The 21,685-nt window shown below is 71.9% G+C and carries 22 protein-coding genes; 14 read left to right on the top strand and 8 right to left on the bottom strand.

Annotated elements, in window-relative coordinates; genetic code table 11:
- Positions 1-5: 5 nt before the first annotated feature.
- A complete protein-coding gene (locus AB0I45_RS11675; RefSeq protein ID WP_295690410.1) occupies positions 6-974 on the bottom strand; it encodes a threonine/serine dehydratase in 969 nt (322 codons plus the stop codon).
- Positions 975-1,056: 82 nt separating this feature from the next.
- On the opposite strand from AB0I45_RS11675, the gene AB0I45_RS11670 reads away from it, so the two are divergent.
- Positions 1,057-2,241: a DNA recombination protein RmuC gene (locus AB0I45_RS11670; protein ID WP_295690408.1), complete on the top strand. Its 1,185-nt coding sequence runs from the start codon at positions 1,057-1,059 to the stop codon at positions 2,239-2,241.
- A 359-nt stretch (positions 2,242-2,600) separates the two neighbouring features.
- Here the strand turns inward: AB0I45_RS11670 and AB0I45_RS11665 are convergent, their stop codons facing one another.
- A complete protein-coding gene (locus AB0I45_RS11665) occupies positions 2,601-3,659 on the bottom strand; it encodes a 4-hydroxy-3-methylbut-2-enyl diphosphate reductase (protein WP_247618911.1) in 1,059 nt (352 codons plus the stop codon).
- A 164-nt stretch (positions 3,660-3,823) separates the two neighbouring features.
- Between AB0I45_RS11665 and xseA the strand changes: the two genes are divergently transcribed.
- Positions 3,824-5,152, top strand: a complete 1,329-nt coding sequence (xseA, locus tag AB0I45_RS11660) for an exodeoxyribonuclease VII large subunit (RefSeq protein ID WP_295690405.1) — start codon at positions 3,824-3,826, stop codon at positions 5,150-5,152.
- Positions 5,149-5,412 (top strand): exodeoxyribonuclease VII small subunit, encoded by a 264-nt coding sequence (locus AB0I45_RS11655; protein ID WP_247618867.1) that lies wholly within the window; start codon positions 5,149-5,151, stop codon positions 5,410-5,412. The genes xseA and AB0I45_RS11655 overlap by 4 nt, the downstream gene beginning before the upstream one ends.
- Before the next feature lie 39 nt (positions 5,413-5,451).
- On the opposite strand, the gene AB0I45_RS11650 is transcribed toward AB0I45_RS11655, so the two are convergent.
- A complete protein-coding gene (locus tag AB0I45_RS11650) occupies positions 5,452-6,024 on the bottom strand; it encodes a DUF4245 domain-containing protein (RefSeq protein WP_137319251.1) in 573 nt (190 codons plus the stop codon).
- Between the two features lie 103 nt (positions 6,025-6,127).
- Here AB0I45_RS11650 and glpX point away from each other — a divergent pair, with 103 nt between their 5' ends.
- The 5 genes from glpX to AB0I45_RS11625 all read left to right on the top strand — a co-directional run bounded on the left by glpX (position 6,128) and on the right by AB0I45_RS11625 (position 10,842).
- Positions 6,128-7,261, top strand: a complete 1,134-nt coding sequence (gene glpX / locus AB0I45_RS11645) for a class II fructose-bisphosphatase (protein ID WP_360318411.1) — start codon at positions 6,128-6,130, stop codon at positions 7,259-7,261.
- Positions 7,262-7,352: 91 nt separating this feature from the next.
- The gene (locus AB0I45_RS11640) at positions 7,353-7,973 is read left to right on the top strand and encodes a carbonic anhydrase (RefSeq protein ID WP_137320441.1); all 621 of its coding nucleotides are present in this window, start codon (positions 7,353-7,355) and stop codon (positions 7,971-7,973) included.
- A gap of 83 nt (positions 7,974-8,056) precedes the next feature.
- Positions 8,057-9,460 (top strand): class II fumarate hydratase, encoded by a 1,404-nt coding sequence (locus AB0I45_RS11635; RefSeq protein WP_295690275.1) that lies wholly within the window; start codon positions 8,057-8,059, stop codon positions 9,458-9,460.
- 108 nt (positions 9,461-9,568) lie between these two features.
- Positions 9,569-10,363, top strand: a complete 795-nt coding sequence (locus AB0I45_RS11630) for a methyltransferase domain-containing protein (RefSeq protein ID WP_295690276.1) — start codon at positions 9,569-9,571, stop codon at positions 10,361-10,363.
- Entirely contained in the window at positions 10,360-10,842 is a 483-nt protein-coding gene (locus AB0I45_RS11625) for an FABP family protein (protein WP_247618871.1), read from the top strand. Before AB0I45_RS11630 ends, AB0I45_RS11625 begins: the two co-directional genes overlap by 4 nt.
- A 25-nt stretch (positions 10,843-10,867) precedes the next feature.
- Here AB0I45_RS11625 and AB0I45_RS11620 read toward each other — a convergent pair whose 3' ends face one another.
- On the bottom strand, positions 10,868-12,172 hold the full coding sequence (locus AB0I45_RS11620) for a PhoH family protein (RefSeq protein WP_247618872.1): 1,305 nt from the start codon (positions 12,170-12,172) through the stop codon (positions 10,868-10,870).
- Positions 12,173-12,375: 203 nt separating this feature from the next.
- Positions 12,376-13,164: a polyprenyl diphosphate synthase gene (uppS, locus tag AB0I45_RS11615; protein WP_137319245.1), complete on the bottom strand. Its 789-nt coding sequence runs from the start codon at positions 13,162-13,164 to the stop codon at positions 12,376-12,378.
- A gap of 60 nt (positions 13,165-13,224) precedes the next feature.
- Here uppS and AB0I45_RS11610 point away from each other — a divergent pair, with 60 nt between their 5' ends.
- A complete protein-coding gene (locus AB0I45_RS11610; protein WP_265808482.1) occupies positions 13,225-13,986 on the top strand; it encodes a hemolysin III family protein in 762 nt (253 codons plus the stop codon).
- A 15-nt stretch (positions 13,987-14,001) separates the two neighbouring features.
- Here the strand turns inward: AB0I45_RS11610 and AB0I45_RS11605 are convergent, their stop codons facing one another.
- Both AB0I45_RS11605 and mca read right to left on the bottom strand, forming a co-directional pair.
- Complete coding sequence (locus AB0I45_RS11605; RefSeq protein WP_247618875.1) at positions 14,002-14,334, bottom strand: hypothetical protein; 333 nt, start codon at positions 14,332-14,334, stop codon at positions 14,002-14,004.
- Positions 14,331-15,314 carry a mycothiol conjugate amidase Mca gene (mca, locus tag AB0I45_RS11600; RefSeq protein WP_247618876.1) on the bottom strand — a complete coding sequence of 328 codons (984 nt, stop codon included), beginning with the start codon at positions 15,312-15,314 and terminating at the stop codon, positions 14,331-14,333. Before mca ends, AB0I45_RS11605 begins: the two co-directional genes overlap by 4 nt.
- A gap of 131 nt (positions 15,315-15,445) precedes the next feature.
- On the opposite strand from mca, the gene AB0I45_RS11595 reads away from it, so the two are divergent.
- Positions 15,446-15,871 carry a DUF4307 domain-containing protein gene (locus tag AB0I45_RS11595; RefSeq protein WP_295690282.1) on the top strand — a complete coding sequence of 142 codons (426 nt, stop codon included), beginning with the start codon at positions 15,446-15,448 and terminating at the stop codon, positions 15,869-15,871.
- A 99-nt stretch (positions 15,872-15,970) separates the two neighbouring features.
- Entirely contained in the window at positions 15,971-16,468 is a 498-nt protein-coding gene (gene greA, locus AB0I45_RS11590; RefSeq protein ID WP_137319241.1) for a transcription elongation factor GreA, read from the top strand.
- A gap of 106 nt (positions 16,469-16,574) precedes the next feature.
- Here greA and AB0I45_RS11585 read toward each other — a convergent pair whose 3' ends face one another.
- Positions 16,575-18,041: an AI-2E family transporter gene (locus AB0I45_RS11585; RefSeq protein ID WP_295690283.1), complete on the bottom strand. Its 1,467-nt coding sequence runs from the start codon at positions 18,039-18,041 to the stop codon at positions 16,575-16,577.
- A gap of 48 nt (positions 18,042-18,089) precedes the next feature.
- On the opposite strand from AB0I45_RS11585, the gene AB0I45_RS11580 reads away from it, so the two are divergent.
- The 3 genes from AB0I45_RS11580 (at position 18,090) to AB0I45_RS11570 (ending at position 21,668) form a co-directional block, all read left to right on the top strand.
- Complete coding sequence (locus tag AB0I45_RS11580) at positions 18,090-19,040, top strand: SGNH/GDSL hydrolase family protein (RefSeq protein WP_345032596.1); 951 nt, start codon at positions 18,090-18,092, stop codon at positions 19,038-19,040.
- On the top strand, positions 19,037-19,753 hold the full coding sequence (locus tag AB0I45_RS11575; RefSeq protein ID WP_295689929.1) for a Maf family protein: 717 nt from the start codon (positions 19,037-19,039) through the stop codon (positions 19,751-19,753). The genes AB0I45_RS11580 and AB0I45_RS11575 overlap by 4 nt, the downstream gene beginning before the upstream one ends.
- A gap of 124 nt (positions 19,754-19,877) precedes the next feature.
- The gene (locus AB0I45_RS11570) at positions 19,878-21,668 is read left to right on the top strand and encodes a biotin carboxylase N-terminal domain-containing protein (protein ID WP_295689931.1); all 1,791 of its coding nucleotides are present in this window, start codon (positions 19,878-19,880) and stop codon (positions 21,666-21,668) included.
- Positions 21,669-21,685 lie beyond the last annotated feature (17 nt).

Genomic DNA, 21,685 nt, shown 5'->3' with positions numbered 1-21,685 from the left:
CGAGTTCAACTATTCCGATCCATGAGATCGCTCGGATCGGTGTTCGCCCCGCACAGCACGACGGCGACCTTCTCCCCCGCTGCCGGCCGGTACCCGCCGGGCCTGAGGATGCCGGCGAGCGCTGTGCCCGCCGCATGTTCGACAGCGAGGCGGTACTCGTCCCACAGGAGCTGCCGGGCGTCGACGATCGCCTCGTCGGTCACGAGCACCGACACCGCGCCACCGGAGCGCGCCGCCTGCAGCGCCGTGTCGGAGATGCGGCGCGCACCCAGGGAATCCGCCGCTACCGACTCCACGGCCACATCGACGGGCCGGCCTGCGGCGAGGGCAGCGGACAGCGCGCGGCAGTGCTCCGGTTCGACCGCCACCGTGCGGACGCCGAGGTGCCGCGCCGCGGTCGCCACCCCGGCGAACAGCCCGCCTCCGCCGACCGCGACGACAACGGTGTCGAGATCGGGGACCTGCTCGTGCAGCTCCGCCATGAGCGTGCCGGCGCCGGCCGCGATGAGCCGGTGATCGTAGGCGTGGGACTGCAGGGCGCCGGACCGCGCGGCGAACTCCTGGCAGGCGACCTGCGCCTCGGCATATTCGTCTCCGATCTGCCGGACGTCCGCACCGTAACCGCGCAGGCGCTCGACCTTCACCGCAGGTGCGGTGGCAGGGAGGAACACCGTCGCATGGACTCCCTGTTCCCGGGCCGCCCAGGCGCAGGCCAGTCCGGCGTTCCCGCCGGAGGCGATCGTCACTCCTGCTGCGGGCAGGGTCCCGGATTCGAGGTGCGCCTGGATGAAGTTCTGCGCGCCGCGGGCCTTGAATGACCCGGTGTGCTGGAGGTGCTCGAGGGCGAGGTGGAGCTCGAACGGTGCGCCGTCGGCAACTCGGTGGTCGTCCGCTCGCGTCACCGCGAGCGGCCGCACGTGGGCGCCGATCCGGGCGCGCGCCGCGGTCACCTCCGCGAGGTCGAGTCCGCTCATCGTGCTGTCCCCTCTCGAACGTGCTCCCGGGTTCCATCCTGCCATCCGGCCCCGTGTCCGTGCCGCGTGCGAGGCTTGCGGCATGAACATCACCGCGCTCCTCATCACCGCAGTTCTCTTCCTCCTCGTCGGTGCCGCGCTCGGCTGGCTCATCGGTGCTGCACGCACCCGCAGCGGCTACGTCGGGCAGCTCGCCGAGGCGCGCACCGCCCAGCGCCTCCTCACCGACCGCACCGCCGCGCTCGAGGCCGACGCTCGGCTCGCCACCGAGCTCACCTCCGCCGTCGGTCCGCTCGCCGCCGGCGTCAAGAGCCTCCACACAGAGGTCGGCCGGCACGACCGCGAGCGGATCGAGCAGATCACCCGCCTGAGCACGCAGATCGCCGCGCTCACCGAGCAGAACCAGCGGTTGCAGGAGTCCACCGGGCGGCTGTCGACCGCCCTCCATTCGACGGTGGCCCGGGGGTCGTGGGGCGAGGTGCAGCTGCGCCGCATCGTCGAGTACTCCGGCATGCTCCCCCACGTCGACTTCGACACGCAGGTGAGCGTGAGCCGCGCCGGCGATGGTACGCGCGGCTCTCGTCCGGACCTCGTCGTGCACATCCCCGGCGGCGGCACGATCGTCGTCGACGCGAAGACGCCGCTCTCCGCCCGGCTGCGGTCCGGGGAGGAGGCGCCGGCCCAGGGGGCGGGCGACGACCATGCACGTGCCCTGCTCCGCCACGTCGACCAGCTCGCCTCCAAGGAGTACTGGGCGCTGTTCGACACGGCCCCGGAGTTCGTCGTGTGCTTCGTCCCCACCGACGGTCTGCTCTCCGAGGCCGCGGCCGCCTACCCGCAGCTCATCGACCGCGCGCTGGCGAAGAACGTCGTGCTTGCCTCCCCGTCGACGCTGCTCGTCCTCCTCAAGACCGTCGCGCTCAACTGGCGCCAGCACGAGATCAGCACTTCGGCGAAGGAGGTCATGCGGCTGGGCCGCGAGCTCTACGAGCGCACCGGTCTGCTCAGCGAGCGGCTCACCCGCCTGGGCGGGAGCCTCGACAAGGCCGTCGCGGAGTACAACGGGTTCATCGGCTCCTTCGAGTCCCGCTTCCTCGTCACCGCCCGGAAGTTCCCGGCCACCGGGGTCGTGCAGGACGAGCTCGCTGCATTCGATCAGCTCGACGGGCAGACCCGCGGGATCAGCGCCGCCGAACTCGCCTCTCCCCCGGAGCTGCGCGAGGGCGGTCCCAGCCGGGGTGGAGGTGATGCCCGGCGAAGCGCGTGATCGCAGGCGGAGCTCCGGGTGCGTGCCCGAGCGTTCAGTGGGCGGGGGCCCCGAGGTGTTCGCTCAGACAGGGCCGGTGCCGGTATCTGGGCCCGTGGGCGTGCGCCGGCGCCGGCACCGCATGAGAACGAACGCACCGGCCGCGAGGCCAGCGAGCACGACGGCCACGGCTCCGATCACCGCCATGATGCTCGGGGAGATCGCGAAGCCGGCCGCTCCGTCCTGCGCACCGGGGCCGGATCCGGCGCAAAGACGGGCTCCGGCGGCTGACCTTGACGTGATCACGCTATGAACCGGCGATGAATCGCAGATGATAAGCGGATGAGAACGTTCTCATCCGCGGTCGGAGGAGCCGGGACTCAGCGCAGCTCGTGGTCCCGGTCGGCGCCGTTCCTCTTGTTCGAGGTCTCCTGCCCGGCGGCCTTGAGATCCTTGCGGAGCTCGCGCGGGAGCGAGAACATCAGGTCCTCCTCCGCGGTGCGGATCTCCTCGACGGCGTCGAAGCCGTAGTCGGAGAGCAGGCGCAGGAGGTCCTGCACCAGGGTCTCCGGGACGCTCGCCCCGCTCGTCACACCGACAGTCGCGACGTCGTGGAACCAGGACTCGTCGACCTCGCGGGCGAAGTCGACGCGGTAGGCGGCCTTCGCCCCGTGCTCGAGCGCGACCTCGACGAGGCGCACCGAGTTCGAGGAGTTCGCCGAGCCCACGACGAGCACGAGGTCGGCGTCGGGGGCGACCTTCTTCACCGCGACCTGGCGGTTCTGGGTCGCGTAGCAGATGTCGTCGCTCGGCGGGTCCTGCAGGGAAGGGAACCGCTCGCGCAGGATGTTCACCGTCTCCATGGTCTCGTCGACGCTCAGGGTGGTCTGCGAGATCCACACGAGCTTCTCCGGGTTCTCCACCGTCACGGTGCGCGCCTCGGCGGGGTTCTGCACGAGGGTGATGTGCTCCGGCGCCTCGCCCATCGTGCCCTCGACCTCCTCGTGGCCGGCATGGCCGACGAGCAGGATCGAATAGCCGTCGCGGGCGAACCGGACCGCCTCGCGGTGGACCTTGGTGACGAGCGGGCAGGTCGCGTCGATCGTCGACAGGCCGAGCGCCTCGGCCTCCCGGTGGACCTGCGGGGACACGCCGTGGGCGGAGAACACGACGCGCTCGCCGGCGGGCACCTGGTCGGTCTCGTCGACGAAGATCGCCCCGCGGGCCGACAGCGTGTCGACGACATGGCGGTTGTGGACGATCTCCTTGCGGACGTAGACCGGGGCGCCGTAGTGGTCGAGCGCGCGCTCGACGGCGATGACGGCGCGGTCCACCCCGGCGCAGTAGCCGCGCGGGGCGGCGAGCAGCACCTTCTTCTCCACTCCCTCGGGGGACCGGATCTCGGAAGGCTCCAGCCGCTTGCGCGGCATGGCGGGCACGGGAACAGTCACGGTAGAAGTCACCCGACCAGTCTAGGGAAGGAACCTGAGCACCTCCACCGAGCCGACGCCGGGGCGGGTCCTGCGCGCGACGGGGCGAGCGGGCGCCCGTGTCCGTGCCGGGCACTAGACTCGGCGCAGACACCGAACGAGAGGGCAGGGAGATGGTGCAGAGGATCTCGGGCACCCCGGGGACGCTGGGCGCGGACGTGCCCCGCGAGCGGGCGCGGACCGCCGCGGAGACGAGCCCGGACAACCCCTGGCCGCTCAGCCTGCTCAGCCGCAACATCAAGACCTACATCGACCGGATGTCCGCCGTCTGGATCGAGGGACAGGTCATCGAGCTCAACCGCCGCGGCAAGGCGAGCTATCTCACACTGCGCGACGTCGACGAGGAGATGTCCCTGCCGGTGCAGGTGTGGAACTCCGTGCTCGAGCGGATCGACGCCCCGCTGTCGGAGGGCGCACGGGTGGTCGTCAACGTCAAGGCCGACTTCTGGCTCAAGGCCGGCCGGCTCACCATGCGCGCCAACGACATCAGGCCGGTCGGCCTCGGGGAGCTGCTCGCACGCCTCGAGAAGCTCCGCCGCCAGCTCGGCGCGGAGGGCCTGTTCGCTCCCGAGCGCAAGCAGCGCCTGCCGTTCCTGCCGAACCGGATCGGGCTCATCACCGGGCGCAACTCGGATGCGGAGAAGGACGTCATGCGCAATGCCGCGCTGCGCTGGCCGGCCGTCGCTTTCGAGGTCCGCACCGTCGCCGTGCAGGGGCCGGACGCCGTCCCGCAGGTGCGGGCGGCGCTCGCGGAGCTCGATGCCCTGCCGGAGGTCGACGTCATCGTCATCGCGCGCGGCGGCGGCAGCCTCGAGGATCTCCTCCCCTTCTCCAACGAGTCGCTCATCCGGGCGGTCGCGGAGGCTCGCACGCCGGTGGTGTCGGCGATCGGTCACGAGGCCGACCGGCCGATCCTCGACGAGGTCGCCGACCTCCGCGCCTCCACCCCGACGGACGCCGCGAAACGGATCGTGCCGGACATCCACGAGGAGCGGATGAACCTCCTCCAGGCCCGGGCAGCGCTCGACGGCGCGATCGACCGGCTGCTGCGCCGCGAGTCCGAGGCGCTCGCCGCGGTCCGCTCCCGGCCGGTGCTCGCCCACCCGGAGTCGATGATCGGCACCCGGGCCCAGGACGTCGAGGCGCTGCGCGCCCGCGCCTGGCAGTCCGGGAGTGCGGCGGTCCGCCACGCCTCGGCCCAGATCGAGCACCTGCGGACACAGGTGCGCTCCCTGTCCCCGCGCAACACGCTCGCCCGCGGCTACGCCGTCGTGCAGACCGCCGACGGTGCGGCCGTACGGTCCTCGGCGGAGCTCGCCGCCGGGCAGGCCGTGCGCGTCCGGGTCGCCGAGGGCGGCTTCGCGGCCCAGGTCACCGAGGTCCACCCCGAACCCGATCACCACACCGCAGCCCGTTCCGGCACAGGAGGAGAACCCGCATGAGCGAGACCACGACGAATACCCCGGACGCCGCGGGCGCGGGCTCCGCGGAGCCCGACATCGCGGACCTGAGCTACGAGGAGGCGCGGGCCGAGCTCGTCGCTGCCGTCACCCGTCTCGAAGCCGGCAACCTGCCGCTCGAGGAGTCGCTGCGGCTGTGGGAGCGCGGCGAGGCGCTCGCCGACCGCTGCCAGGCCTGGCTCGACGGCGCCCGCGAGAAGCTCGAGACCGCGAAGGCGAAGCGCGCCGACACCGAGGGCTGAGGACTCCGAGGACTGAGAGCGGTCCGCGCAAGCCGCCGCTCAGGCGCCCTCGACGATCTCCGTGGCGAAGCGGTCGTAGGTCTCCCAGGCGGCGGTGCCCTTGAGGACGACGGTCGTGCCGTCGACCTCGCCGACGAGCGCCTGGTCGCCGCGGGAGTTCTCATAGGCGGTGAAGGTCTGCCCGGCGATCTCGCGCGTGCCGGACTCGGACAGCTCGTCGGTCACCATCGAGCGCACCCAGTTGTCGTTGCCCTGCGACTGCCGCAGCGACATCCATTCGCGCTCCGGGCCCACCCAGGACACGTACCAGGTCTCCACGGCCGGGGTGCCCATGGGCTCGAGGTTCGCCTCGTTGCTCGTCCACCCCTCGGGGAGCGCGGGCACGGCGAGGGTGAAGTCGGCCGAGGTCTGGGCGGACTCCGCCATCCCGACGTAGTCGACCTCTCGGGTGAGCTCCATCTCCGGACGCGGCACGAAAGCGAACGCGACGAGGACCGCGGCCAGGCAGACGCCGAGCGCGATCACCATGTTCACCCAGTTGGACGACATCCGGATGCGCCGCATCTCCTCGCGCGAACCGGGCTGCACCGGGACTCTTCCTGTGTCACTCACCCGGCCATTGTCCCGTGTCGCGGGCACCGGTCCAAACCGGGGAGCCACCGAACCGATGCCGGGGCGGTGGTTGCCCGGCCCGCGCGGGTGGCACAATGAGCCTATGAGTGAGACGACGCCGTCAGAGACCCCAGCCCAGACCGAGAAGGCGCACCACGGCGGAGGCCGTGCCGAGACCCCGCCCGTCGCGGTCACCGACTCCTGGACCCAGAAGCTCCGGGACGCCGAGGGCGGGCCCGACCGCAACCTCGCCCTCGAGCTCGTCCGCGTCACCGAGGCCGCGGCGATCGCCGCCGCCCCGTGGGTGGGGCGCGGCGACAAGCTCGCCGCCGACGGCGCCGCCGTCGCCGCGATGCGCAACGTCATCTCCACCGTCCGGATGGACGGCACCGTCGTCATCGGCGAGGGTGAGAAGGACGAGGCGCCGATGCTCTTCAACGGCGAGTCCGTGGGCGATCGCCAGGGGCCCAAGTGCGACGTCGCCGTCGACCCGATCGACGGCACCACGCTCACCGCCAAGGGCATGCCCAACGCGATCTCCGTCATGGCGGTGAGCGAGGGCGGCGCGATGTACGACCCGTCCGCCGTGTTCTACATGGAGAAGCTCGTCACCGGCCCCGAGGCCGCCGACGCCATCGACCTGCGCCTGCCGGTGGCGGAGAACATCCGCCGGGTGGCCAAGGCCAAGGGCCAGCGCACCGACATGTCCTCGGTCACCGTCGTCATCCTCGACCGCCCGCGCCACGCGCAGCTCATCGACGAGGTGCGGCAGGCCGGCGCCCGCATCCGCCTCATCAGCGACGGCGACGTCGCCGGGGCGATCGCCGCGTGCCGCCCCGGTTCGGGCATCGACATGCTCATGGGCATCGGCGGCACCCCCGAGGGCATCATCACCGCGTGCGCGATCAAGGCGCTCGGCGGCGTGATCCAGGGCCGCCTGTGGCCGCAGTCGGACGAGGAGCGGGAGAACGCGGAGGCCGCCGGCCTCGAGTTCGGCGCCGTGCTCAACACTGATGACCTCGTGACCGGCGACAACACGTACTTCGTCGCCACCGGCATCACCGAGGGCGACCTCATCGAGGGTGTGCGCTACGAAGGACGGCGGGTGCTCACCCACTCGCTCGTCATGCGCTCGAAGTCCGGCACCGTGCGCAACGTCTACGCCGAGCACCAGCTCGAGAAGACCCACTCCTACGTCGAAGCCGCGGAGGAGGCCGCGCGCCGTGGCCTCGTCTGATCCGCGATCCGGCTCCCCGGAACGGGCAGCGCCCGGATCCGCGAGCGCACCGCAGCAGGCGCAGACCCCCTCGGAGGTCTACCGGCGCCTCATGGACGGCAACCAGCGGTTCGTCGACGGCACCCCGGCGCACCCCAACCAGGACGCCTCCCGCCGCGAGGCGCTGACCGCTGCACAGGCCCCCTTCGCCACCCTGTTCGGGTGCGCGGACTCCCGCGTCGCCGCGGAGATGATCTTCGACGTCGGGCTGGGCGAGATGTTCGTCGTCCGCACCGCCGGCCAGGTCGCGGACTCGGTGACGATCGGCAGCCTCGAGTACGGCGTCGAGGTGCTCGGCACCCCGCTGCTCATCGTGCTCGGACACGACAGCTGCGGGGCGATCACGGCCGCGCTGAATTCCTTCGCCACCGGTGACATGCCCGAGGGCTTCATCTCCGACGTCGTGTCCAAGCTGCTCCCCTCGGTGGTCCGCGCGACCGGCGCGGGGCGCGGCGACGTCCAGGGCACCGTCGTGCAGAACACCATCGACACCGTGCGCCGTCTCCCCCAGCGCTCGGCGATCCTGCGGCAGGCCGTCGAGGACGGCCGCCTCGTCATCGCCGGGCTGACCTACCGGCTCGCCGACGGCCGGGTCAACCTCGTCGCGAAGCTCGATGCGAGCGGCGTCACCGAGACGCCGCAGGCCGACTCCGCCCCCGAACCCGCCGCCTGATCCGACCGCCGCCCACACCCCCGACCCCTGAGGCGCGGGCCCGCAGCCCGCATCACGACACCAGCAAGGAGCTGAGAAGAAGCATGAGCGAAGAATTCCGCATCGAGCACGACACCATGGGCGAGGTCAAGGTCCCCTCCCAGGCCCTCTACCGGGCGCAGACGCAGCGCGCCGTCGAGAACTTCCCGATCTCCGGCTCGACGCTCGAGAGCGCCCACATCGCCGCGCTGGCCCAGGTCAAGAAGGCCGCGGCGCGCGCGAACGAGGAGCTCGAGGTCCTCGATGCCGCCCGCTCGAAGGCGATCCAGGCCGCCGCGGACTCCGTCATCGCCGGCGAGCACGACGGGGAGTTCCCGATCGACGTGTTCCAGACCGGTTCCGGCACCTCCTCGAACATGAACACCAACGAGGTGCTCGCCACCCTGGCCACCCGTGCGCTCGAGGGCGAGGGCATCGAGGTCCACCCCAACGACCACGTCAACGCCTCGCAGTCCTCGAACGACGTGTTCCCGACCTCGGTCCACGTGGCCGTGACCTCGGCGCTCGTCCACGACCTCACGCCCGCGATGGAGCACCTCGCCACGTCGCTGGAGAAGAAGGCGAAGGAGTTCGAGAACGTCGTCAAGTCCGGCCGCACCCACCTCATGGACGCCACCCCGGTGACGCTCGGCCAGGAGTTCGGCGGCTACGCCGCGCAGGTCCGCTACGGCATCGAGCGGATCCGGGCCTCGCTCCCCCGCGTCGCCGAGGTCCCCCAGGGCGGCACCGCAGTAGGCACCGGCATCAACACCCCGGCCGGCTTCTCCTCCCGCGTCGTCGAGCTCCTCGCCGAGCAGACCGGCCTGCCGATCACCGAGGCGCGCAACCACTTCGAGGCGCAGGCCAACCGCGACGGCCTCGTCGAGGTGTCCGGCCAGCTCCGCACGATCGCCTACAGCTACATGAAGATCAACAACGACCTGCGCTGGATGGGATCGGGCCCGAACACCGGCCTGGGCGAGCTCCACATCCCCGACCTCCAGCCCGGCTCGTCGATCATGCCCGGCAAGGTCAACCCGGTGATCTGCGAGGCCGCGATCCAGGCCGCCGCCCAGGTCATCGGCAACGACACCACGGTCGCCCTGTCCTCGACGAACGGCGCCTTCGAGCTCAACGTGGGCATCCCGGTGATGGCGAAGAACCTCCTCGAGTCGATCCGCCTCATCGCGAACGTCTCCACCGTCATGGCCGACAAGATGATCGACGGGCTCACCGCGAACGAGGAGCGCTGCCGCTTCCTCGCCGAGGCCTCGCCCTCGATCGTCACCCCGCTCAACAAGGTCATCGGCTACGAGGCGGCGGCGAAGATCGCCAAGCACGCGGTGAACAGCAAGATGACCGTCAAGGAGGCGACGATCGACCTCGGCTTCGTCGAGGACGGCTCGATCACCGAGGCCGACCTCGACAAGGCCCTCGACGTCACCACGATGATCGGCGACTACAGGTAGAACCGACGCCCACGGCGTCACCGTCGTCGAGCGGTCGCTTCCCTCCGGCCTCCTGCCCCGGAACGCCAGGGAAGCGACCGCTCGATGCTGTTCGACAGGAGACGAGCGATGCGCGAGCTCGCTGCTCGCCTGCGCGCCGCGCATGCGGAGGCGACGATGACCGGCTGGGACTTCTCCCGCCTCGACGGTCGGCTGCGCGCCGACGACCCGCCGTGGGACTTCGAGGCCGACTGCCGCACCGCGCTGGGCGCGTCCCGAACCGCAGCGGACCTCGGGACCGGCGGCGGCGAGCGGCTCCTCGCCCTCCTCGCCGGCCTGCCGACGGGGAGGGCGCCGGCAGAGCCCGGGCAGCAGCGGCCCACCGTGACCGCGACCGAGGGGTGGGAGCCGAATCTGCCCGTCGCCCGGGCCGCCCTCGCCCCGGCCGGGGTGGAGGTGCTCGCCTACGACTCCGAGGCCGGTGACCGGCTGCCGTTCCCCGACGCCTCGCTCGACCTCGTCATGGCCCGGCACGAATCCTTCGCCGCGACCGAGGTCGCCCGCTGCCTGCGCCCGGGCGGCATGCTGCTCACCCAGCAGGTCGACGGCACCGAGGCCGGGGAGCTGCGCGAGTGGTTCGGCGGCGCGCCGCTCCACGCGGAGGTGCGCCTGCCGATCATGGTCGCGGAGCTCGCCGCCGCCGGGCTCACGGTGGACCGCGCCGAGGACTGGGCGGGCACGATGGAGTTCCGCGACGCCGAGGCGCTCGTCGAGTACCTCGGGCTCGTCCCCTGGGACGTCCCGGGCTTCGCCGTCGACGACCACCTCGAGACCCTCGTCCGGCTCGACGCCGCCCCGATCCAGGTGACGCAGAAGCGCTTCCGGGTGACGGCCCACCGGCCGCCTGCCTACCATGGGGCATGACCCTGCATCCGCACCTCGTCCCGCTCTCCGCCCTGCTCGGGGTGTGGCGCGGGCCCGGCCACGGCGAGTACCCGACGATCGACTCCTTCGACTACACCGAGGAGCTGACCTTCACCGACGTAGGGAAGCCGTTCCTCGCCTACCGACAGCGCACCTGGGCGCCCGACGGCCGGCCGCTCCACACCGAGACCGGGTTCCTCCGCTCCCCCGGTGAGGGGCGCATCGAGATCGTCCTCGCCCAGCCCACCGGGCAGACCGAGCTCGCCGAGGGCACGCTCGCCGCACACGACGACGGCTTCGAGATCCGCCTGCGCTCCCGGGTGGTCAACTCCGCGAGCGCGAAGCCCGTGAAGACGACCGAGCGGGTCTACCGGCTCTCCGGCGACGTGCTCGCCGTGGACTTCGCGATGGCCGCGGTGGGCCTGCCGCTCACCCACCACCTCGCCGCGCGGCTCGAGCGGGCCCCGGCAGAGCCCTGAGCCTCCGCTGCGCACCCGCACCGGGTCAGTGCATGTCGTACTCCTCGAGGACGCTCGTGACGAGGGCCGCGATCGCCGAGCGCTCGGAGCGGGTGAGGGTGATGTGGGCGAACAGCTGGTGCCCCTTGAGCTTCTCGATCACCGCGGCGACGCCGTCGTGGCGGCTCACCCGCAGATTGTCGCGCTGGGCGACGTCGTGGGTGAGGACCACGCGCGAGTTCTGCCCGAGGCGCGAGAGCACCGTGAGCAGCACATTGCGCTCGAGCGACTGCGCCTCGTCGACGATGACGTAGGCGTCGTGGAGGGAGCGGCCGCGGATGTGGGTGAGCGGCAGCACCTCGAGCAGCCCGCGGTGGACGACCTCGTCGATGACGTTCTTCGACACGAGGGCTCCGAGGGTGTCGAACACCGCCTCCGCCCACGGGTTCATCTTCTCGCCCTCGGAACCGGGCAGGTAGCCGAGGTTCTGCCCGCCGACGGCATAGAGCGGCCGGAACACCATGATCTTCTCCTGCGTCCGGTCCTCGAGCACGGCCTGCAGGCCGGCCATGAGCGCGAGTGCGGACTTCCCGGTGCCCGCCCGCCCGCCGAGGGACACGATGCCGATGTCCTGATCGGTGAGGAGATCGATCGCGATCCGCTGCTCGGCGGAGCGCCCGTGCACGCCGAACACATCCCGGTCCCCGCGCACGAGCTTGATCCGGTTCGGCCCCACGACCCGGCCCAGCCCGGAACCGCGCGGCGAGCTCAGCACGAGCCCGGTGTTGACGATCTCCCCGGCGACGGCCTCGGTCTCGAGGTGCCCGGTGTCGAACAGCGTCTTCATCTCCGCCTCGTCGAGCGCCGCCTCGGACAGGCCGGTGAAGCCGGAGTCGATCGCGAGCTCGGCGAGGTACTCCTCGGCGCGCAGGCCGAGCGCGGAGGCCTTGACGCGCATCGGGATGTCCTTCGTCACGACGATGACGGCGTCGCCCTCGGCCTGGAGGTTGCGGGCGACGGCGAGGATGCGGGTGTCGTTCTCCCCGCGGTCGAATGCCACCGGCATGCCCGAGGAGTCCACGTGGTTGATCTCGACCCGCAGCGATCCGCCCTCCTCGCCGAGCGGCAGCGACTCGTCGAGACGACCGAACTCCTGCCGGAACTCGTCGAGCATGTTGAGCGCCTTGCGGGCGGCGAAGCCGAGCTCCGGGTGGTGGCGCTTGCCCTCGAGCTCGCTGACGACGATGAGCGGGATCACCACCTCGTGCTCGGCGAAGCGGTACACCGCGTTCGGATCCGACAGCAGCACCGAAGTGTCGAGGACGTAGGTGGTGCGGGATGATGCGGTCATGCTGGGCTCCCCTGTGCATCGTCTGCCGAGGCGCCCGTTCCCTGTCCTTCCCCGACGAGATGTGCACCCCGGGTTGGTGTCGGCCAACTGCTCCTCAACCTACCCGCGGCTCCCGGTCGCGACCGGCGGCGCGCCGGACCGGCGTGTGACAGCAGGATGAACAGCGGCTGAATCGCAGCGCCGGCATCTTCCCTCGGGTGCGGCTAGCGCCCGTAGCGGCGGTTGCGCTGCCCGTAGGAGCGCACGGCGCGGAGGAAGTCGGTGCGCCGGAAGTCGGGCCAGTAGGCCTCGCAGAAGTAGAACTCGGAGTACGCGGACTGCCACATGAGGAACCCGGACAGGCGCTGCTCGCCGGAGGTGCGGATGATGAGGTCCGGGTCCGGCTGCCCCCGGGTGTAGAGGTGCTCGGAGATGCAGGCCTCGCTCAGGCTCTCGAGCGCCTCGTCGAGCGTGGCTCCGGCGGCCCGCTCCTCGGTGAGCCAGCTGCGCACCGCGTCGACGACCTCCTGCCGACCGCCGTAGCCCACCGCGACGTTGACGGTGAGGAGCTTGGCGGTGGGCTCGCCGGAGGCGGAGCGCTGCTGGGCGCCGATGAGCTGGGAGCGCAGCGGCTCGGGGATCATCCCCAGGTCACCGACGAGCTGCACCGAGGCGGTCTCCCGGTCGGCGATGTCCGAGGCCATCCGGGCGATGATGTCGGTGAGCGCCGCGACCTCCTCGGCGGGCCGGGCGAGGTTCTCCTTCGAGAGCACATAGAGCGTGACGACCTCGACGCCGATCTCCTCGCACCAGCCGAGGAACTCGAGGATCCGCCCGGCGCCCATCCGGTGGCCGTGCTCGGTGGTCGTGCCGAACTCCTTGGCCCAGCGCCGGTTGCCGTCGGTGATGATCCCGACATGGCGCGGCACCTGCTCGCCGGGGGCGATCCTGCGCACGATGCGGTGGTCGTAGAGTCGGTAGAGCGCCGACTGCAGAGTTCCTTTCACGCGCATGGTCCTCAGCGTACCCGGCCCGCGCGGGAGCGGCATGCGGCGCCCGATAGAATCGGTGGCATGGATTCCCCCGTCACCCGGCCGCCCGAACCCCCCTCCGAGGCACCCGCCGGCGGCGGCAGCTTCTACGGCAGCCGGCGCGGCCGCGCGATCCGCCTCGAGCTCAGTCGGCTGGCCGGGCAGATCAGGCCCTCGTGGCGCGGCTGGATCCACGCCGGGGCGTTCCCGCTCGCCGTGATCGGCGGGCTCGCACTCATCATCCTCTCCCCCACCATCGCCTCGCGCATGGCCGCGGCGGTGTTCACCGTCACCGGCATGATGCTGTTCGGCACCTCGGCCGTCTACCACCGCGGGCGCTGGCGGATGCGGGTGCGGCTGCTCCTGCGCCGCCTCGACCACGCGAACATCTTCCTCATCATCGCCGGCACCTACACGCCGCTCGCCGTCCTCATGCTCGATCGCGGCGCGGCCACCGTGCTGCTGAGCATCATGTGGATCGGTGCGATCCTCGGGGTGATCTTCCGGATCGTGTGGACGACCGCCCCGCGCTGGCTGTTCGTCCCCGTCTACGTCGGGATCGGGGTCACCGGGGTCGGCCACCTGCCCCAGATCTGGCAGGAGAACCCCGCGGTCGCGATCCTCGTCATCGTCGGCGGCGCGCTCTACATCGCCGGTGCGGTGATCTACGGCATCAAGCGGCCCGACCCCGCCCCGCGGGTGTTCGGGTACCACGAGATCTTCCACACCCTCACGGTGCTCGGCTTCGGCTGCCATCTCGCCGCCCTGCTCGTCGGCGCGGTGACGACGAACCCCGAGCTCTGAGCCGGGCGGTCCGGCTCAGGTGCGAGGCGGGGTGTCCCCGGCATCCGTGTCCGCGACATCCGAGTCGGGTCCGACGGCATCGCCCTGCCCGTCGTGGCCGTGGTTGAGGGGCTGGTTCTCCTCGCCCGGACGCCGCATCGGGATCGGGTAGCGGTCGACCGCGTGGTCCTTGGCGCGCACGCGGCGCACGCGCTTGAGCGCGTCGCGGATGAGGAAGATGGCCGCGACCACGATGAAGAACGTCACGAGGAAGCCGATGGTGCCCGGGGTGACGAGCACCGGGTCCGGGTACTCGATGTCCTCGGTGGGCGCCGGCGACTGGGCCAGCGCGATGAGTGCGGCGTTCATCCCTCGTCCTCTCGGGCACCCTGGCCCAGGGGTCCGGTGTCGGGCACTCGCCGCCCTGAGTCGTCGATCACGCCGGCGAACAGATCCGATTCGACGAACTCCTGTGCGCCGTCGAGCGGGTCCCGTCCGGTGAAGTCGAGGGCGAGCTCGAACTCCTCCGAGGTCCAGTACTTCTTCGAGGCCTCACGGGCCCCGGTGAAGAACCCGCCCTCCGGATCGATCTGGGTGGCGTGGGCGAGCAGCGCACGGTCGCGCTGCTCGAAGTGCTCGCGGCACTCGATCCGGGTCGACAGCCAGGTGCGACGCGTGTCCGCCCGCTCCCGGTAGCGCTCGAGCATCTCGCCGAACGGCGATTCGAGCCCGTCGGCGAGCATCCGCTCGTGGATGATGAGCCATTTCGTCGGGGAGAGGTCCTGGTTGTAGTAGACCTTCTGCACCTGCCAGGGCTCGCCGAGCTCCGGGTTGTCCTCCGGGTGGGCGGCGGATTCGACTGCCGCCATCGTCACCTCGTGGGTCTTGATGTGGTCCGGGTGCGGGTAGCCCCCGAGCTCGTCGTAGGTGGTGACGACGTGCGGCCGGAAGCTGCGGATGAGGTGCACGAGCGGACGTGCAGCGACCGCGGTGGGGGTCCGGTAGAAGCAGCCGTGCGGGGTCTCGACGGCCGGGTCGCCCTCGGGCAGCCCGGAGTCGACGAAGCCGATCCAGCGGTGCTCGGCGCCGAGCTCGGCGGCCGCGCGGGCCATCTCGTCGCGGCGCAGCCCGGCGATGTCGCGGGCGGCCTGCGGACTCTGGAGCAGCGCCGGGTTGAGGATGTCCCCGGCCTCCCCGCCGGTCATCGTCGCGATCATCACCCGCGCCCCGCGCTCGGCGTAGAGGGCGGTCGTCGCCGCCCCCTTGGAGGATTCGTCGTCGGGGTGAGCGTGCACCGCCAGCAGACGCAGTCCGTGGTAGGGCAGTGACTCCGAGGACGGGTGACTCATGGGTGGCGGTACCTCTCGACACGGGCCCACCGGGTCCGCGCCGCGGGGGCGGGCTCTCCGGTGGGACGACAATTCGACTACTCTAGATTAGTGCGCCGCACGGACACGAGACGAATCGGGATCGACTGCATATGACCACGGCACACGCCGCCATCGCCGAACGGTACGGGAGCGCCCGCCCACCGGCCGGCCGGCCGCCGCGCCGGCGCGGCTTCGCGATCGCCGCCGCCGCGGGCATCGCCGTGATGATCGCGCTCGCCGCCTGGTACTCCTTCGCCCCGCGCACCACCCCCACCGATCCCACGACGATCGGCTACGAGGTCGTCGACTCCACCCGCACCATCGCCCACGTGTCGGTCGTCCCGGACGCCGAGCGCACGATCGAGTGCATCGTGCAGGCGACGAACGAGCAGGAGGCGATCGTCGGCTTCCGCGAGGTCACCGTCGATCCGGACCCGGCGGCCGACGAATCCCGCCCCGCGCAGCTCCGCCTCGACATCGCGACCACCCAGCTCGCGGCGAGCGGGCATGTGGATTCCTGCTGGTTCCTCGACTAAACTGGAGCCTTCGAACACTGTTCACTCCCGGAAGCCGACCGGCTCCCGGGAGTTCTCATTGCAGTTCGGCCGCAGCCTGCGGCCGGGATTAGGAGTGACATGACCGAGGACATCACGGGTGAGGAGACCTGGCTCAGCCAGGAGGCCTTCGATCGCCTGACCAAGGAGCTCGAGCACCTCAAGGGGCCCGGTCGTGTCGAGATCGCCGAGCGCATCGAGGCCGCCCGCGACGAGGGCGACCTCAAGGAGAACGGCGGCTACCACGCCGCACGCGAGGAGCAGGGCAAGCAGGAGGCCCGGATCCGTCAGCTCGAGCACCTGCTCGCGCGCGCCCAGGTGGGCGAGACCGACACCGACACCACGGTGGTCTCCCCCGGCAAGGTCATCACCGTCGACGCCGGCGGCCGCGAGCTCACCTTCCTGCTCGGCTCCCGCGAGATCGTCGACGAGAACGAGACGATCAACGTCGTGTCCGAGCAGGCTCCCCTCGGCGCGGCCGTCAACGGCAAGAAGGTCGACGACACCGCCGAGTACGAGGCGCCCAGCGGCAAGACCATCGCCGTCACCGTCAAGCGCATCGAGGCCTACACCGGCTGATGCGCCGCCGGAGACCATCCGGCACGCAGCGATCGACGCAGCAGAACGGCCCGGGGCTCACGCCCCGGGCCGTTCGCGTCGGTGCGCCCGGCGGCCGGACCCCGACTCAGAGCCGGGTGTCGGGATCCCCCGAGCCGGGTCCGCGCCCCGAGGCCGGTGCATCTGTGCCGCGTGCCTGCGCGGCGTCCTTCGCCTGTGAGCCGCGCGCGGACGATCCGTGCGCCTGCGGCGCCGGGTCCTGCTCCTCCTGCAGCGAGGTGCGCAGCGGGGAGTCGTCCGGGTCGTCGTCGAGCACGGGTCTCTCCTCGCCGTCCTCGACCGTCGTCTTCGCCTCCTCGTCCGGGGCGAAGACGTCCTTGCCGGAGAGGTAGAGGACGACGGTGTTGATCACCGCGATGAGCGGGACGGCGAAGAGCGCGCCGGGGATGCCGTAGAGGAAGCCGCCGGCGGCCACCGCGAGGACCACCGCGAGCGGGTGGACGGAGACGGCCTTGCCCATGATGAACGGCTGCAGGACGTTGCCCTCGATCTGCTGCACGAGGAGCACGACGCCGAGCATGATGAGCGCGGAGACGAAGCCCTGCGAGACGAGCGCGACGATGACCGCGATGGCGCCGGTGGCCACCGCACCGACGATCGGGATGAAGGACCCGAGGAAGACGAGCACGGTGAGCGGGATGACGAGCGGCAGTCCGAGGAAGAACGCGCCGATGCCGATGCCGACCGCGTCGACGCCGGCGACGATGATCTGCACCCGCACGTACTGGACGAGGGTCTGCCAGCCGCGCAGCGCCGCGCCCTCCGCCTGGGCACGGGCGGGCTTGGGCAGGAGCCCGACGAACCAGCTGAAGATGCTGCGGCCGTCGTAGAGGAAGAAGAAGGCGGTGAACAGGGTGAGGAGGAGACCGGTGAGGAAGCTGCCCACCGAGCTCGCCGCGCCGACCGCCCCGCCGAGGATCTGCGAGGAGTGGCTCTGCAGGTACGCGGTGGCCTGGTTGACGCCGTCGTCGATCGCCTGGGAGATGCGCGCGGACTCGAGGCCGAACGGGTTGCCCTGGAGCCAGTCGCTGATCGAGCGGAAGCCGGCGACGACCTGGTCGGCGAGGTCGGTGAAGCCGACGACGATCTGCTGGCCGACGAGGTAGAGCAGGCCGACGACGAACACGATGAAGCCGACGAAGGAGATCAACGAGGCGAGCACCTGGGGCAGCCCGATCCGGCGCAGCAGGCCGACGAGCGGGGACAGGAGCGCGGAGATGAGGAGCGCGATGAGCGCCGGCAGGACGATCATGCTGACCTTGGACAGCAGCCACAGCGCGACCCCGATCCCGGCGAGCACGACGATGGTGCGCCAGCTCCACGCCGCGGCGAGCCGCATGGGCGGGGCGACGTAGGGCTCGTAGGCCCCGCGCCCGAGCTCGTCCTCGGTCGGCTCGGCATAGACCGCCGGCCCGGGGGCGAGGGTGCCGAAGCTGCCGCCGGGGCGCTGGGCCGCCTGGTCGCGACGGAGCCTGAATTCGTCCCACACACTGCGCAGTCGCCGGGTCATCCCGGTCCGGGTCTCGTTGGCCATGGGCCCCACTGTATCGCCTAGACTCGCCACGGAACCGAAAGGACGGGGATGCGGCGAACGACGAAGTGGGGGCTCGCGCTCGGGGTCGGCATGCCGGCGCTCGCGCTCGCGCTCGGCACCGTGCAGCTGCGCCTCCAATCCGCCCGTCTGCGGACCGCCGTCGAGCAGGACGGTCGCCGCCCGGTGCCGCAGCCCGCGCTCCGCGTCGACCGCTCCACCGGCCGCGGCATCCCGCTGGTCGAGAGCCGCGCCGACGAGGACCTGCCGGCCGTCGCCGTGCTCGGGGACTCGTGGGTCGCCGGCCTCGACGTCGGCTCCCGACGCCGCACCCAGGGGATGCTCATCGCCCGCGGCGTGGCCCGCCTCATCGGCGAGGACGTGCGGCTGCGCGTCGTCGCCGCGCCGTCCGCCGGGGCCGACGACCTCCTCGGGCAGGTGTCGGCCGTGCTCACCGACCGCCGGATGCGCCGCTCGCGCACCGGCGGCGGCGAACCGCGCTACGCCGTCGTGTCGATGGGCACCGCCGACCTCGTCCATCCGATCAGCGGCACGATCGGCCTGCCGGTCCTGTCGACGGTGATCAACCGGCTGCAGCGCGAGGGCGGGTACCGGGTCATCGTGCTCACCGTGCCCAACCTCGGCCTCCTCCCCTCGATCGGCCGACCGCTGCGCGACGTGCTCCGCCGCAGCTCGCGTGTGCTGTCGGGCTCCCAGTGGCTGACCGCGGTGAGCACCGGTGCGCTGCCCGTGTCGCTCAACCAGACGCTCGCCGGCACCACCCGGATCGGGCTGGTCAGCGCCGGCGGCCGCTATCCGAGCGTGCTCGGCTGCGCACAGCTCGCCGCGGCGATCGTCCGCCGGATCGCCGAGGACCTCGCCGCGCCCGTGTCGATCGCCCCCGGCACCGAGCCCACCGCGCACCCCGCCGCGGAGCCCGACGCACCCCCGCCCCCGGCTTCCGCCGGACCGGCCGCCGATCCCGAGGAGCTCTCCGCATGACCGCCGTCGTCCTCGCCTCCGCCTCGCCGTCGCGCCGGAGGATCCTCGCTGGGTCCGGCATCACGCCGCACGTCATCGTCTCCGACGTCGACGAGGCCGCCGTCGAGGCCGCCCATCCGGATGCCGACGTCCGCACGCTGGCCGGGGTGCTCGCGGAGGCGAAGGGCCGGACCGTGCTCGACCGCATCCTCACCGGCACCGCGGCCATCCCCGGGGACTCCGGCACCGCGGTGCTCATCGCCTCGGACTCGATCCTCGAGCTCGGCGGCAGGCCGGTGGGCAAGCCCCACACCGCCGAGGCGACCCGCCGGGTGTGGGAGGAGATGGGCGGGTCCACGGCCCACCTGCACACCGGTCACTGCGTCGCGCGGCTCGACCGCAACGCCCCCGCCGGGAGCCCCGCCCCGGACGCAGCACCGACCGCGTCCGGGCACGCGCAGGCGGGATGGGGCCTCACCGGCATCACGGTCGAGACGGCGAGCACCGTCATCCGCACCGTCCGGCCGAGCCCGGCCGAGCTCGACGCCTACATCGCCACCGGGGAGCCCCTCGAGGTCGCCGGCGCACTGACGATCGACGGCTTCGGCGGCGCCTTCGTCACCGGGATCGAGGGCGACCACCACAACGTCATCGGCCTGAGCCTGCCGGTGCTCCGCCGGCTCGTCACCGGGCTCGGCGTGTTCTGGCCGTCCCTGTGGGACGCCCGCGACTGAGCGCGACACTCCCGCGGCGCCGGAAGAAGTTCATCCAAGTCTTTTGTCGATCGGCGACAAGTGTTTGGCGAGGGTCTCTAGGTTTGACCTGTTCCATGTCGTTCCGTCCTCAGGAGTCCCCCACATGAGTCAGCTGGCCGCGGAGTACTCCGCGAGCGTGACGCACCGGCCGGTCCGCGCGGTGTTCATCGCCAACCGCGGAGAGATCGCCCTGCGCATCATCCGCGCCTGCCACGACCTCGGGATCCGCGCGATCGCCGCCTACACCCGGCCGGACGCAGACGCCGACTTCGTCCGGCTCGCCGACGACGCCTGGCTGCTCGACGGGCTCGGACCCGCCGACACCTACCTCAGCATCACCCGACTCCTCGATCTCGCCCGGAGGTCCGGCGCCGACGCCGTGCACCCCGGCTACGGGTACCTCGCGGAGAGCCCCGACTTCGCCCAGGCCGTGCTCGACGCCGGCCTCGTGTGGGTGGGCCCGCCGCCGGCGGCGATCGCCCGGCTCGGCGACAAGGCCGGAGCCCGCGCTGTCGCCGAGGCCGTCGACGCCCCGATCACGCGCGGCTCCGGCGGCGCGGTGGAGAGCCTGGAGGAGGCCCGGCGGATCGCCGCGGAGATCGGCTACCCCGTGGCCGTCAAGGCCGTCTACGGCGGCGGCGGGCGCGGCTTCCGCACCGCGGCGGACGCCTCCGAGCTGCAGCCGGCCCTCGAGTCCGCCACCCGGGAGGCGCGCAGCGCCTTCGGCCGCGGCGAGTGCCTCCTCGAGCAGCAGATCGTCGACCCCCGGCACATCGAGACGCAGTGCCTCGTCGATGCCGCCGGCACCGTCCACGTGGTGTCCACCCGCGACTGCACCCTGCAGCGGCGCAACCAGAAGATCGTCGAGGAGGCACCCGCCCCGTTCCTCACCCCCGAGCAGCAGGAGACGGTCACCGAGGCCTCGCGGCGCATCCTCGCCGAGGTCGGCTACGTCGGCGCAGCGACGTGCGAGTTCCTGCTCGGCCGCGACGGGCGCCCGACATTCATGGAGGTCAACGCCCGGATCCAGGTCGAGCACACGGTGACCGAGGAGGTCGCCGGGGTCGACCTCGTCGCCTGGCAGCTGCGGATCGCCGCCGGCGAATCCCTGCCGCCGGAGCTCCCCGTCCCGCGCGGCCATTCGATCGAGTTCCGGATCAACGCCGAGGACGCCCGCCGCGGCTTCTTCCCCGCGACCGGTCGGATCACCCGCTACATCCCGCCGGCCGGGCCGGGCATCCGGCTCGACTCCGGCGTGGGCACCGGCACCGAGGTCGGCACCGACTTCGACCCGATGCTCGCCAAGCTCATCGTCACCGGCGAGGACCGCGCACAGGCGCTCGCGCGCGCCCGCCGCGCGCTCGACGAGTTCACCATCGAGGGTGTGCGCACCCTCATACCGCTCCACCGCCGGCTCGTCGACGAACCGGCCTTCACCGAGGACTTCACCGTGTCGACGCACTGGCTGCAGTCGACCTACATGCCCCAGTTCGACACTCCGGAGGAACCCATGTCCGTGCACACCCAGCCCGCCGAGGACGTCATCGACATCGTGGTCGAGGTCGAGGGCCATCGGATGACCGTCAAGGTCCCCGCCGAGCTCGCCCGCCCGGCGGCTCCCGGGTCGGCCACCCGGCGCGGCGGCCTGCGCCGACGGGGCTCGCGCCGCGAGGACGATTCGCCGCGCCTCACCGCTCCCATGCAGGGCACCATCGTGTCTGTCGAGGTCGCCGCCGGCGACACCGTCGAGGCCGGTCAGCGGCTCGCGGTGATCGAGGCGATGAAGATGGAGCAGCCGCTCACCGCGACGCACGCGGCGACCGTGGCGCGCGTGCTCGTCGAGCCGGGCGCCACGGTGCGCGCCGGCGAGCCGCTCGTCGAGTTCGAGGCCTGAGCCCGCCCGCCGGGTTC

It is taken from the genome of Brevibacterium sp. NPDC049920, assembly GCF_040656435.1.
Classification (GTDB): domain Bacteria; phylum Actinomycetota; class Actinomycetes; order Actinomycetales; family Brevibacteriaceae; genus Brevibacterium; species Brevibacterium pityocampae.
The sequence above is the reverse complement of the archived record's forward strand: the minus strand, read 5'-3'. Positions and strand labels throughout refer to the sequence as shown.